The following is a 12,903-nucleotide window of genomic DNA, read 5'->3' on the forward strand; positions in this document are numbered from 1 at the left end:
CGACACTAGTAGGCGAGCAGGCCCTTGGCCACGTGGGTGATCTGGATTTCGTTGCTGCCCGCGTAGATCATCAGGGACTTGGCGTCTCGGGCCAATTGTTCGACATGGTATTCGGACATGTAGCCGTTTCCGCCGAAGAGCTGGACGGCGTCCATGGCTACCTCGGTGGCGGTTTCGGAGCAGTACAGCTTCATGGCCGAGGCTTCGGCCAGGGTCGGCTGTTTACCCGCGCGGCCGCGTTCCAAGGCGCTGAAGACCATGTTCTGCACATTGATCCGCGCCACCTCCATCCTGGCCAGCTTGAGCTGGACCAGCTGGAAGCGGCCGATCTCCTGACCCCACAGTTTGCGGGTCTTGGCGTAATCCACGCAGAGCCGGTGGCATTCGTTGATGATGCCCAGCGCCATGAAGGCGACGCCGATGCGTTCGGCGGTGAAACTCGAACGGGCGCTTTCGCGTCCGTCGCCGCCCTCGTGCTGTTCGGTTTCGCCGAGCAGGCGGTCGCGGCCCAGGCGGACGTTGTCGAAGAACAATTCGCCGGTCGGGGAGGCGTGCAGGCCCATCTTCTTGAAGGGCTTGCCCTGGGTGAAGCCCTCCATGCCCTTGTCGAGCACGAAGGTCAGCACCTTGCGGTCACGCTTGGCCTGCGCCGTTTTGGACTCCGGAGTGCCGTCGCCCTCGTCGAGTTTGGCGTAGACGATCACGGTGTCGGCGTAGGGACCGTTGGTGATGAAGGTCTTCTGGCCGTTGAGGATGTCGTCCTCGCCGTCGCGGCGGACGTAGGTCTTCATGCCGCCGAAGGCGTCCGAGCCCGAGTCCGGCTCCGTGATCGCCCATGCCGCAACCTTTTTCATGGTCACAATGTCGCCCAGCCAGCGTTCCTTCTGCGCCAGCGTGCCGCGCGAAAGGATGGTCGTGGCCCCGAGACCGATGCTCACCCCCATGGCGGTGACCAGGCCCATGCACACCCCGGACAGTTCGCTGATCAGCACCGCCATCAGCGACTCCTGCCCGGAGAACGGCCCGCCCTCGGAGGATTTCTCCTTCTCCGGCAGCGGCTCGCCCGCGGCGATCGTCTCCTCCCGCTTGCGCTGCTTGGCAAGCAGTTTGCCGACCGTCTCCGCCCCGAGCGCGTCGATGCCGAACTCGGAGAACAGTTTCCGGATGATCGGGTACGGCAGCATCTCACCGCTGTCGAGGGCGTCCAGGTGCGGGCGCAGCTCCTTGTCGATGAAGCCGCGCACCGCGCCGCGGATCAGCTCATCGGTCTCGGACCATTCGAACATCGTTGTCCGCCTTCCTGATTACGGCAGTCGCCCGGCGATATCGTCGATGGACCACGGGCCTTCGGTCTCGATGGTCTTCACGTCGTGCCACCCCGCCAGTTCGGAGATCGCGCCGCCCTGCACCGCGAACACCTTGCCGGTGATCGGGCACTTCTCGGTGGCAAGATACGCCACCAGCGGGGAGATATTGGCCGGACTGAAGGCATCGAATTCGCCTTCCTCCAATCCCGCCTGCTGGGCCACCATCATTTCGCCCATGCCGGGGGTGGCCAGGGTGAGCCGGGTGCGGGCAATGGGCGCGATGGCGTTCACGCGCACGCCGTAGCGGGCCAGTTCGTCGGCTGCCACCAGGGTGAGCGCGGCGATGGCGGCCTTGGCGGCACCGTAGTTCGCCTGCCCGGCGTTCGGGACGGTGGTGCCCGAGGCCGACGCGGTGTTGACGACCGCCGCGATCGGCTGATTACCGGCCTTGGACTGGTCCTTCCAGTACCCGGCCGCATGCCGCAGGACCGCCGCGTGCCCCTTGAGGTGCACGGCCACCACCGCGTCCCACTGCGATTCGTCCATGCCCGCGATGAACGCGTCGCGCAGGATGCCCGCGTTGTTCACCACGACATCCAGCCGCCCGAACTCCGAAACAGCCTGATCCACCAGGTTTTTCGCACCCTGCCAGTCGGCCACGCTGTCGGTGTTCGCGATCGCCCGCCCCCCTGCGGCGGTGATCTCGTCCACCACCTCGTGCGCCGGACCGGTGTCCGTGCCCTCACCGGCATTGCTGCCGCCGAGGTCGTTCACGACGACCGCCGCGCCTTCCCGAGCGAACAGCAAGGCGTGCTCGCGCCCGATCCCCCGACCGGCTCCGGTGATGATGGCGACCCGTCCTTCGAGTGCACCCATGAATAGCTCCTAAGTTCTAGATCAGTCGGCGATTTCGGCGAGTCCGTCGCTCAGTACGGTGTCGTCGCCGCGCACGGTCCGGAAGGCGTAGGTGGTGACCCCGTTACCGCCGCCGACCTTCCAGATCCGGGTCTCCAGGTCGTCGTTCGGGAACACCATCTTCGAGAAGCGCACCGCGTACCGTCGCAGCCGAGCCACATCCGCGCCCGCCACCTCGTTGAGCACACCCCACGACGACATGGCCATGGTGCACAGCCCGTGCGCGATGATGCCGGGCAGACCGGCGTCCTTGGCCACCTGATCGTCCAGGTGCAGCGGCACCGGGTCACCGGAGGCCGGGGAGTACCGGTAGGTCTGGTCGGCGTCGACGTGTGCCGTCGCCGTCGCCAGCGGCTCGTGTTCCAGCAGCGCCGGATCGAACCGGTGCGCCGGAGCCTGATCGCCCACCTTCTCGCCCGCGTCGACATTGCGGAAGAACGCGGTCAGATACTGCTCGTTGACCAGTTCCCCGGCCTCGGAACGGCATTCGATGAGGATGGTGATGGTCGAGCCATTGTCCTTCCCCTCGAAACCGATCGCCTTGGCCCGCGACACCAGCTTGTCGCCGGGCCGGATGGGCCGATGGAAGTGGAAGTCCTGCTCCCCGTGCACCACCCGCCCGAAGATGTTCATCGGGGCCACCTCGATGACCGGCACCATCATGGCGTCGAAGACCGGGACGATGGCGAAGATCGGCGGCGCCACATCGCCTTTCAGGTGCGCCGGAATGGGATCGTTGGTGGCTGCGGCGTATTCGGCGATCCGCTCGCGGGTGACCTCGAATGCCTCCTCGTCGGACCAGTTGCCCAGCCCGGAGGCATCGAATTCGACAGCCGTGGAAGCCATCTCGTCCGCCTCTCGCTCAGGCGGTCGCGGCGAGGGCGTCGAGCGCGGCGAGAGTCTTGTCCAGCTGAGTGAGGCCATCCTTCTCCACCGCCTTGCCCAGCGCCCCCTTGATCAGCGCGCCCTCGAAATCACCGGACACCGAGAACTTGCTGCCCTCGCTCTCGGGGGTGATGTCGAAGGAGAACTGCACCTTCACACCCGCCATGCCGGTGCCGCTGAGCACCAGGCGATTCGGGGTGTCGACGCTCTCCACCACCCACTCGATCTTGTTGGCCATGCCGAGCATGACGATCTTGGCGGTCAGCTTCGCGCCGGGAGCCAGCACGGCCGGCGGCTCCTCCATCCAGCGCTCGTGGATGGAGAACCACTTGTCCCAGGTCTGCGGGTCGGAGACGACCGCCCACAGGCCGTCGGGGGTGGCGTTGAGGTCCTTGGACGCTTCGATGTGTCCCATGAGATTTCCTGACTCTCGCGAAGGGGGAAAGACGTGATCAGCGGTCGGCGCGCTGGTAGGCGGTGACGACGGCCGCGCCGCCGAGACCGATGTTGTGCTGCAGGGCGGCGGTGACGTTGTCGACCTGCCGCTTGTCGGCGGTGCCGCGCAGCTGCCAGGTGAGCTCGCTGCACTGCGCCAAACCCGTTGCGCCCAAAGGGTGTCCCTTGGAGATGAGGCCGCCGGACGGGTTGACGACCCACTTGCCGCCGTAGGTGTTCGCGCCGGAGTCGATGCGGTGCCCGGCCTCGCCCTCCTTCGCCAGTCCGAGCGCCTCGTACAGCAGCAGCTCGTTGGCGGAGAAGCAGTCGTGCAGCTCGATGACCTGGAAGTCCTCGGGGCCGAGTCCGGCCTGAGCGTAAACCTGCTCGGCCGCTTTGACATTCATGTCGTAGCCGATGAGGTTGGCGGCGCTGCCGTCGAAGGTGGACTGGAAATCGGTGGTCATGGCCTGGCCGACGATCTCCACCGCCTGCCGCGACAGGTCGTGACGGTCCACGAACTCCTCGGAGGCGAGGATGACCGCGCCCGAGCCGTCGGAGGTGGGCGAGCACTGCAGCTTGGTGAGCGGGTCGTAGATCATGCGCGAGCCCAGGATGTCGTCGAGCGAATACTCGTCCTGGAACTGCGAATACGGGTTGTTCACCGAGTGCTTGTGGTTCTTGTGGCCGATCTTGGCGAAGTGCTCGGCGGTGGTGCCGTACTTCTTCATGTGCTCACGCCCGGCCGCGCCGAACATCCACGGGGCCACCGGGAACAGCACCTCGGAGATCTCCGCGAGCGCCATGATGTGGCGCGCCATGGGCTGTTCGCGGTCGTCCCAGGTGGCGCCGAGCGAACCCGGCTGCATCTTCTCGAAACCCAGGGCCAGCGTGCAGTCCGCCAGACCGCCCCGAATCGCCTGCGCCGCAAGGTAGAGCGCGGTCGAGCCGGTGGAACAGTTGTTGTTGACATTCACGACCGGGATGCCGGTCATGCCCAGCTCGTAGACCGCGCGCTGGCCGGAGGTGGATTCGCCGTAGACGTAACCCACGTACGCCTGCTCGATCTCGCGGTAGTCGATCCCCGCATCGGCGAGGGCCTTGGTCCCCGATTCGCGCGCCATGTCCGGGTAGTCCCAGTCACTGCCGTCTTCGTTCTTGCGACGGCCCGGCTTCTCGAACTTCGTCATGCCGACGCCGACGACGTAGACCTTGTTCGTCATCGAACTCCTCACATAGGGGTGCGAAAACAAACATACAAAGCTGTATGTAAAGAGGCAAGAGGGTGCGGCGAATCCCGGCAGGTATCACGAGATCGACAGGTCGCACTGGTGCAGCGGCACATACCGCCGCGTCGGTATCGTCCGGTGCGGCCGGTGTCAGTGGGTGATGTGCAGATCCGGCATGCCGGATTCGGCGGCCAGGCGCAGCTGGGCCGAGGCGCGCAGCCAGCGCCGATGCGCCCGCTCGGAATCGGGAGAGATGAAGTTGGTCACCAGGATTCCGCGCAGGGTGTCCATGGCGGTATACGCGAAATCGCGAACATGCTTGCGGTACAACTCATTCGGCACCAGCTGCGCCACCGCCAGCAGCACCGCGTTGTTGACGAACGGCTCGACCTTCTCGACCTCGGCCGCCAGCAGGCGATCGGTGCGGCTGGCCACCCACAGCTCGATGGCCGCGATGAACAGCGGCCCCTGGTGCAGCTCCCACATGAATTCCAGTGCGCTGCCAAGTGGATCATCGCCCGCCCGCACCCGGTTGATCTCCTTCATGGCCGCCTCGGTGCGCCGCTGCGCCAGATGACTGACGGCCGCCACCACCAGATCGGTCTTGGAGCCGAAGTGGTGCACCTGCGCACCCCGGGTCACCCCCGCGCGCTCGGCGACCCGCGGCGTCGTCGTCCCGGCATACCCGTATTCCACGAGGCAGTCGATGGTGGCGTCCAGCAGCCGTGTACGCGTCTCGCTGCTGCGCTGTTCCTGGGTGCGACGCGGCGGCTTCGAGACGGTGGGACTGGGCATGCGACGATCTTACACTTACATGCAGACGTGTATGTTCATGCCCGGATGTGGCTTCATCATCATTCGGGCAACTTGCTCGGTTCGATGACCTGCGCTGCGGCCGTCGCGTGGTCGAGTTCCAGTTGCCGGTATCCCGAGGAGCGGACGAACAATGCGATGATGCCGCAGGCGAATACGACGATTCCGGCAACGGGCAGGACGTGCCAGAAGCCCGCGCCGACGCCCACGAAACCCGCCGTGAGTGCGATCGGCTTCGTGACGTCAGGGCTTGCGGGACAGTGCGGCTGAGATGAGTTGTTCCCAGACGCTGAGGTCGTGGTGGTCGCCGCCGATGCGGGCCACGCCCTCGGCGGTGGGGGTGGGGCGCCAGAGGGAGCAGGGGACCAGGCCGGGTTCGAGGATTTCGAGATCGCCGAGGAGCGCGAGGATTTCCTCGTCGTCGCGCCAGCGGCCGCGGCCGAAGGAGGATTGCAGTTTCTGTTCGGCGACGCGGGTTTCCTCGTTGAAGCCGGAGCGGAAGTGCGAGATGTAGACCATGCTGCCGGAGGCGATCTGGTCGGTCCAGTAGCGGACCACCTGCTCGGGCTTCTCGTCATTGTTGAGGTGGTGCAGGATGGCGCTGAAGATGATGGCCACCGGCTGGGAGAAGTCGATGAGCCGCGCCACTTCCGGATGGCGGCGGATGCTCTCGGAGTCGCGCAGATCGGCCTGGATGACGGTGGTGTGCTCGTCGGTCTCCAGCAGGGCGCGACCGTGCGCCAGCGCGATCGGATCATTGTCGATGTAGACCACGTGCGGATCGGCCAGGTGCCGCTGCGCCACCTGGTGCACATTGTCGGCGGTGGGCAGGCCGGAGCCGAAGTCGATGAACTGCGAGATGCCGCTGCGCGCGATCTCGCCGACGGCGCGCACCAGGCAATTGCGATTGGCGTAGGCGATGTCCACCGAACCGGGCAGAGCCTTGATGAAGAAGTCCCCGATCTCCTGGTCGACGGCGTAGTTGTCCTTACCGCCCAGGAGATAGTCGTAGACACGGGCGATGCTCGGCTTGGATTGGTCCACCTGCGGTTGATTCGTCATCTCCACACCCCTGTCCGAGGGACTCCGTTGTGGCAGTAATCCTATGTAAGAGAACGTCTTCCGGCGCGCTGTTCGCGGTAACGCCCGGTGTGCCCGGGGATCATGAGTGATTCGGAGCGGGCCGGGGCTTCGGATACCCGTCCGGCGAGTCGCTCGTCGCCACCGGCGTGACCACCGTCGGGAGCGCCACGCCGCCCCCGATGGACCGAACCGGTCAGACCGCGCGCAGCCGCGTGCGGGAGGCGTAGACGTGCTCGGCGATCAAGGTGGCGATGCGGTCCGGGGCTTCCAGCATCGGCACGTGGCCGACGTCGTGGACCAGGATGCGGTCGGCGGATTCGGGGAGTTCCTCGAGGAAGCGGCGGGCGTAGACGCGGTTCGGGATGACCCGGTCGTTCTCGCACATCAGCAGTCGCACGGGGGTTCGCAGCGTGGACAGGTCCTCCAGCGCCGGGAATCGCAAGCCGCTCACCAGCATCGGCAGCATGGCCCTGCAACGCATGGCCGCGGTGATGGCCGCCTCGATGCCCACGCGCGAGGCCGCGGAGGTGTTCTTGGTGAGCAGCATGGCCACTACCTGCCGGGCCAGGCCGCTGTAGGTGATGGCGGGCGGCAGGAGTTTGCCGATCTCCACCGCCGGCACCAGCGACGCGAACTTCAACCCGACCCGCAATTGCAGTGTGGAGGGGGTTTGCCAGCCGCCCGCCGGGGCGATCGCGGTGAGGGTGCGGGCACGGCCGCGCCGGGCCAGCTCGAAGCCGACCCCGCCGCCGAGCGAATTGCCCGCGATATGGCAGGTGCGCCAGCCCATCTCGTCGAGCTGGTTCTCCACCCGGTCGGCAAGGGCGCTGACATCGAGATACCAGCCGTCGAAATCCGGTCCGCCCCAATGCCCGGCGAAGGCCGGAGCGAACACTTCGCAATGGCCGGACATGCGTTGCGCGACCTGCTCCCAGCAATGCGGGGACATCATGAATCCGTGCAACAGGAGCAGCGGTTCGCCGGAGCCGGTGTGCAGCGCGCGGATGGGCGCGGGCGGGGCGATGGGCTTGGTGGTGCCTGACGTCATCGTCGTCACCCCTTCCTGGACCTCGATGTCCGTGAAGAGAGTCGGTAAGCCGCATTGTACGGTCGTGAAGTGGCGAAAATCATCAGTACGTGCAACGTCAATGGGGTGCGTGCCGCGTCGGGCAAGGGACTGCTCGAATGGCTGGCCGCTACCGAGGCCGATATCGTCTGCCTGCAGGAGACTCGGGCGACCGATGAGCAAACCCGTAGCGCGCTAGCTCCCGCGCTGGACGCGGGCTGGTTCCTGAGCCATGCCGAGCCGGGTCTGAAGGGCCGGGCGGGCGTGGCCATCCTGTCCCGCAAGGAGCCCGACGCGGTGCGCGTCGGGGTCGGCCTGCTCGCGGACGGAACCTGGACTCCCGTCGAGGAATTCGCCACCCTGGGCCGCTACGTCGAGGCCGACTTCGACGAGCTGACCATAGCCAGCGTCTATGTCCACACCGGCGAGGCCGACACGCCGATGCAGGACGAGAAGTACCGCTTCCTCGACGCCATCGGCGCGCGCATGCTCGCCCACCCCGGCGAGTTCGTGATCATGGGCGACTGGAATGTCGCGCACACCGAACTGGACATCAAGAACTGGAAGGGCAACGTCAAGAACGCGGGCTTCCTCCCGCAGGAACGCGCCTGGGTCTCGTCCATGCTCGCCGCCGGATACCACGACGTGGTCCGCGACCTGCACCCCGGCGTCCCCGGCCCGTACTCCTGGCACTCCTACCGCGGCCGCGCCTTCGACAAGGACGCCGGTTGGAGGATTGATTACGCCCTGGCCCGAGGCGACATCGCGTCTCGCGCCAAGCAGGCCGTCGTCGAGAAAGCCCCCACTTACGCCGAACGCTGGTCAGACCACGCCCCGGTCACGGTTCAGTACCGCTGAACCTCTCCAAGAAGCCCCGTACCCAGCTCACGCTGGGTACGGGGCAGCCAGGCGGCGAACTGCAGTGCAGGCCCCGTGGGATCGCTAGAATGAGCCACGCTCCCAATCGATTTCGTTGACGCGAGTGCTGCCCTCCTCCAGTCGATCCAAGACCAATCGCGCGACCTGGCCGACCATAGTTCGGCCAGCAGCCAATCGCTCGAGCGGCAGCGCGCCGGTTGGGCGGTCTTCCGACACCACGCGCTGGCCCGCTCGGCCAGTGCGACCAGCGGCATGTGCGGACGTGGCGAGATGGCGGCTGCGGGAGGGGAGTGTCACGGAGGGAGGAGGGGAGTGTCACGGAGTCGGTGGGGCCCGCTTAGGGTGTTGTGACGGTGAGAAATCGGGGAGATATGACCGCCGAAGGATGGGCTCGGCTGCTCGAGGACATGCCGATGTTCTTGTATCCGGACTATGACGAGCAGTTCCAGAGGGTGTGGCCGCAGACCGGTGAGAGCATCGAGCTTCGCGATGTGGTGAGCAACGATCGCATCCTGTTCTTCGCCAACCGCGACATCGTGGAGATCTGGGTGATGATTCCCGATGATCCGCAGGCATCGCAGCGTTTGCTCTCGGTCATGCAAGGGCAGCGAACACTCGCCAGGACCCTTGTGCCGCATCCCGATTCGGGGGAGCTGGTCCCACGCGAGGAAGCCCTGTGGCTTCCGGTTCCACGGTTGGAGAAATTCCGATGGACGAGTTGGCTGCACACCGCCGACGACTACAAGCCGCAGGTCGCGGCCGCTGTCGTCGAGGTTCTACGAGACGGTTTGGGCTCGGATCCCGGTCGGTTGCGTTACCGGGCTTGGAACTACCAAGGTCCTGCTCGTGGGCTGCTCGGGATCTCGTACCTCTCGACCGTTGAGCCTGATCGGCCGACCCAGCGTGGTGTGCCTCAACGGTGTTCGGAATGGGCGGACTTCATCGATCGCTTGGATTGGGCAGTGACCACCCTGCCGGTCGGGGAAATGCTGGTCCTGTCCGCCCCTGCGAAGGGCAGAGAGTCCTGCCACGTGCAGTTCTACCAACTCCCGGACAGTCCGGCGCGGGCCCACGAGTGCATCATCTGGGACCAGGCGCGGCTGGAGATCGACGAGCTCGATGCGCGGATGACCGGATTGGGCTGGAGTTGGGATCCTGAACTCCTTGGTGGTGAGGATGATCCGGTCTGGAGCCGACCGCCCGTTCACGCCACGTGCTATCCGACCGTGCGGGACGCGGCCGAACTCACCGCAGCAACGTTCCGTGAGATCGCGGGCGTGAGTACCCCTTCGGAGCTCGTGTTCGACTCGATGTCCGAACCCGCCGTGACCTATCTGGTCGACGAGTTGGGGTTGAACCGCAAGCACACGTGAGGCGTCGCACGCACTTGTTCGGTGCCGGGCAACGCGGCTGAGCGAATGGGTTCAAGTCCCAGTTCGGAGTTCACGGTATTCGGCAGGATAGTGCGTTCGGCGGGCGTATTCATGCAGTTGAACGCTCATCGGTATCATCAATTTTCTTGGGTTCCAACGGATCTCGACCGTTATGCGCGACGTAATGAAGAGGCCCGATGGTATCTCACTTGCTCATGGAGACGTTGAGTTTGCCCGGCAGTCCCTCTGGGACGTGAAGTCTGCAATTCGCTGGGTCCACGCTGTGGATGTACAGCCGAATATCTGCTTGCAGCAACAGTTCCCGGCGTTCCTCGGGGCTCATTCGTTCGTAGGCGTCAGCGTAGGTTTCGCCTGTCGGTTCGTCTATGTACTCGGCTGGTCGGGGTGGAAGGGATTGGAGTTGTTTCCGTTTCTTGACGAGGACAGTGAGACGCTCGAGATAGTCATCCTGTCCACCCTCGTAGTCGTAGAGGCCCATGTCTTTCTCGTCGCGAATGCTATTCATTGACCGGTCAATGGTTTTCAGTTCATCGGTGTGATCTTCACCGGGGATGAGCGTGCGTTCGGTCACCGGTAGGCAGGCGAGTTCTTCGGACACAAGCGAATCCAAGATCTGTTGGGTCGTCGATTCGAGGAAGGAATTCCCCTCGCACTTGGGCTTACCCGACTTGGGGACGCACCGGTAGTACGAGTACTTCCTGCCGTTGGGGTTCGAGGTCACGACTCGATACAGCCTGTCTTTGCACCCACCGCAGTAGACGACACCAAGTAAGGGAGCGGCACCGTGCGACCGCTCGCGAGTCCGGGAGCGGGTCTTCAGCCTGTCCTGTATTTGTGTCCACTCCTCATCGGTGAAGATGCCTGTAGCGCAATACTTGATGGGCATTCCATCCGTCCCACGAGCAAGCCTGCGCTCCTTCACGGAGCGCCCGACAAGTTTGTAGCCCTGGGTAGCTGGGGACTTCAGGATCTTTCCGACACTCGACTGATTCCAAACATCCGAGACCTCAGTCTTACGGCTGGCGCCCTCTTTGTAGTAATGCCTGGTGGGCGTGGGGAATCCTTCGTCCGTGAGTGCGGCGGCTATCTCCCACTGAGACTTCCCGGCAATCGTCATTTCCCCCATGAGTCGAACCGCTTTGGACGAAACGGGGTCGATCTCCAACGTCTTGCCGGCGCGGGGATGTTCGACGATTCTGTAGCCGTAGGGCGGCTGCCCGCCGGGCCACCGGTCCATCTTCCGCAGTGCACTGTGTGAGTCCTTGAGACGGGTGGACAACGTGCCCGCCTCCAGCTCTGCAAGTGCGGCAATGATTGCCACCATCGTCTTGCCGAACGGTGTGCCGAGGTCGAACCCTTCGGTAGCCGAAACCAGGCTTTTGCCGTTAGCCTCACACCACGCGATCAGGTCGGCGAGGTCTTTGGAGGACCGGACCAGACGGTCAAGCCGCCACACCACGATCACATCGAATTCGTGGTGCCGGTTTTTCAGCCAGTTGCCTAGTTCCGGCCGGTCGAAGGGGGAGTACTTGGTGGCGGACACGTCCAGGTCGGTCGCTACTCCGGCCTCTGTCCATCCACGTGCCTGTGCGGCGTTTCGACCATTCTCCAACTGCCGGGTCGGTGACGTAGATTCGTCAGTCATGACAGATATCCGCGCTACCAGCAAGGCGCGTAATGGGGTCTGCATCGCGGCTTCCCTGTTCGAGGGTGATTCGAGTTGTAAAACCAAGTCGATCCAGCGCTCCGTAGACTACCGGATTGTGCGCGGCGATATCAGCTTTCGTGTGGTGCAGTACCGATGAACCTGTCCAAGAAGACCCGCGCCTGGCTGACGCTGGGCGCGGCGGTGCTGGTGCTGCTGGTCGCGCTGGTGGCTACCAAGGCCAATGACCATCGGGACACCAATAGCGCCAAGGCCGTTGCCACCTCGACGGTCCGGGCCACCGCGAAGCCGGGGCCGGGTGCGACCACGTCCGCGCCCGGCATCGTGGATCAATCCGTTGCGCCCACCAAGGTGGCCGGTGTCCCCGACCGCGCCTACAAGACGCTCGTCGAGATCGACGCCGGGCGCTGGCCCGGCTCCGCCAACTCGCCCGGCACGCACGGCGGCGACACCTGGAACAACCGCGAGGGCCGCTTGCCCGCCAAGGATTCCGGCGGCAAGGCCATCGCCTATCAGGAATGGGACGTGAATCCCAAGCAGCCCGGTCAGGGCCGCGATGCCGAGCGCATCATCACCGGCAGCGACGGTTCGGTGTACTACACGGGGGACCACTACAAAACCTTCACGAGGATGCGCTGAATGACCGAGCCCATGCAGCTTTCGCAGTTCCTCTCCGCCGCTTCGGGTATCGCCGCGCGCCGGGCCCCCGCCCCGGTGCTCGGTGTCCTGCCGGTCACCGCGGCCGAATTCTCCGGTGTCCGCTACCGGATTCCGGACGGCTATCTCTCGCGTGAGCTGCGCGGCCGCAAGATGCGCACGGTCGCCGGGGTTTTCGACGAGTTCGCCGCCGCGTTCCAGTTCCCCTACTACTTCGGGGAGAACAAGGACGCCTTCGACGAATGCCTGCGCGATCTGGACGAATTCGTCGGGGATGCAATGGGGTACGTGGTCGTCGTGCGCAATGCGGCGCTCATGCTGGATCAGCAGCAGGGTGAACGCGACTGGTTTGCCGAGGCGATGGCCGATGCCGCGGCGAGTTGGGACAAGCGCGGCATCCCCTTCCGGGTGGTGTTGCAGGACGCCACGCCGCCCGGATTGTCCGCGATATCCCTGCGTTTGGATGACGGAACCCCGAGTATGTGAATCACCGTGATTCACCGGACTTTTTCCGGCAGTTAACCTCCGGTCGAACGAACGTGTCACGGGCGCTGCAATGGTCTCGCTAGTGTCG

Annotated in this window: 15 protein-coding genes; 5 read left to right on the plus strand and 10 right to left on the minus strand. The window is 65.0% G+C overall.

Annotated elements, in window-relative coordinates:
• Nucleotides 1–5: 5 nt before the first annotated feature.
• From NS2_RS33015 to ephH, 9 genes are all read right to left on the minus strand, one after another.
• Complete coding sequence (locus tag NS2_RS33015; RefSeq protein WP_033091223.1) at nucleotides 6–1,286, minus strand: acyl-CoA dehydrogenase family protein; 1,281 nt, start codon at nucleotides 1,284–1,286, stop codon at nucleotides 6–8.
• Nucleotides 1,287–1,304: 18 nt separating this feature from the next.
• On the minus strand, nucleotides 1,305–2,183 hold the full coding sequence (locus tag NS2_RS33020) for an SDR family oxidoreductase (protein WP_033091222.1): 879 nt from the start codon (nucleotides 2,181–2,183) through the stop codon (nucleotides 1,305–1,307).
• 21 nt (nucleotides 2,184–2,204) lie between these two features.
• Nucleotides 2,205–3,068: a MaoC/PaaZ C-terminal domain-containing protein gene (locus tag NS2_RS33025; RefSeq protein WP_033091221.1), complete on the minus strand. Its 864-nt coding sequence runs from the start codon at nucleotides 3,066–3,068 to the stop codon at nucleotides 2,205–2,207.
• A gap of 16 nt (nucleotides 3,069–3,084) precedes the next feature.
• A complete protein-coding gene (locus tag NS2_RS33030; RefSeq protein WP_147207405.1) occupies nucleotides 3,085–3,522 on the minus strand; it encodes a type II toxin-antitoxin system Rv0910 family toxin in 438 nt (145 codons plus the stop codon).
• 37 nt (nucleotides 3,523–3,559) lie between these two features.
• Nucleotides 3,560–4,765, minus strand: coding sequence for a lipid-transfer protein (locus tag NS2_RS33035; RefSeq protein ID WP_147207406.1), 1,206 nt, complete (start codon nucleotides 4,763–4,765; stop codon nucleotides 3,560–3,562).
• A 156-nt stretch (nucleotides 4,766–4,921) separates the two neighbouring features.
• A complete protein-coding gene (locus NS2_RS33040) occupies nucleotides 4,922–5,566 on the minus strand; it encodes a TetR/AcrR family transcriptional regulator (protein ID WP_033091218.1) in 645 nt (214 codons plus the stop codon).
• 59 nt (nucleotides 5,567–5,625) lie between these two features.
• Nucleotides 5,626–5,793 carry a hypothetical protein gene (locus tag NS2_RS36480; protein WP_155239974.1) on the minus strand — a complete coding sequence of 56 codons (168 nt, stop codon included), beginning with the start codon at nucleotides 5,791–5,793 and terminating at the stop codon, nucleotides 5,626–5,628.
• Between the two features lie 34 nt (nucleotides 5,794–5,827).
• The gene (locus NS2_RS33045; protein ID WP_147207407.1) at nucleotides 5,828–6,646 is read right to left on the minus strand and encodes an SAM-dependent methyltransferase; all 819 of its coding nucleotides are present in this window, start codon (nucleotides 6,644–6,646) and stop codon (nucleotides 5,828–5,830) included.
• A gap of 214 nt (nucleotides 6,647–6,860) precedes the next feature.
• A complete protein-coding gene (gene ephH / locus NS2_RS33050; RefSeq protein ID WP_045440003.1) occupies nucleotides 6,861–7,715 on the minus strand; it encodes an epoxide hydrolase EphH in 855 nt (284 codons plus the stop codon).
• A 69-nt stretch (nucleotides 7,716–7,784) separates the two neighbouring features.
• Between ephH and NS2_RS33055 the strand changes: the two genes are divergently transcribed.
• A complete protein-coding gene (locus NS2_RS33055; protein WP_036550847.1) occupies nucleotides 7,785–8,591 on the plus strand; it encodes an exodeoxyribonuclease III in 807 nt (268 codons plus the stop codon).
• A 392-nt stretch (nucleotides 8,592–8,983) separates the two neighbouring features.
• Nucleotides 8,984–9,985: a TY-Chap domain-containing protein gene (locus NS2_RS33060; RefSeq protein WP_036550845.1), complete on the plus strand. Its 1,002-nt coding sequence runs from the start codon at nucleotides 8,984–8,986 to the stop codon at nucleotides 9,983–9,985.
• A gap of 205 nt (nucleotides 9,986–10,190) precedes the next feature.
• Here the strand turns inward: NS2_RS33060 and NS2_RS33065 are convergent, their stop codons facing one another.
• Nucleotides 10,191–11,651 (minus strand): recombinase family protein, encoded by a 1,461-nt coding sequence (locus NS2_RS33065; RefSeq protein ID WP_158543943.1) that lies wholly within the window; start codon nucleotides 11,649–11,651, stop codon nucleotides 10,191–10,193.
• Here NS2_RS33065 and NS2_RS36485 point away from each other — a divergent pair.
• The 3 genes from NS2_RS36485 to NS2_RS33075 are packed head-to-tail and all read left to right on the plus strand — an operon-like array spanning nucleotide 11,650 to nucleotide 12,815.
• Entirely contained in the window at nucleotides 11,650–11,811 is a 162-nt protein-coding gene (locus NS2_RS36485) for a hypothetical protein (protein WP_158543945.1), read from the plus strand. The genes NS2_RS33065 and NS2_RS36485 overlap by 2 nt on opposite strands.
• Nucleotides 11,808–12,311: a guanyl-specific ribonuclease gene (locus tag NS2_RS33070; RefSeq protein WP_033091213.1), complete on the plus strand. Its 504-nt coding sequence runs from the start codon at nucleotides 11,808–11,810 to the stop codon at nucleotides 12,309–12,311. The genes NS2_RS36485 and NS2_RS33070 overlap by 4 nt, the downstream gene beginning before the upstream one ends.
• Complete coding sequence (locus tag NS2_RS33075; protein WP_033091212.1) at nucleotides 12,312–12,815, plus strand: barstar family protein; 504 nt, start codon at nucleotides 12,312–12,314, stop codon at nucleotides 12,813–12,815. It begins immediately after the preceding gene.
• The last annotated feature ends 88 nt before the right edge of the window (nucleotides 12,816–12,903 follow it).

The organism is Nocardia seriolae NBRC 15557 (assembly GCF_007990715.1).
GTDB lineage: Bacteria > Actinomycetota > Actinomycetes > Mycobacteriales > Mycobacteriaceae > Nocardia > Nocardia seriolae.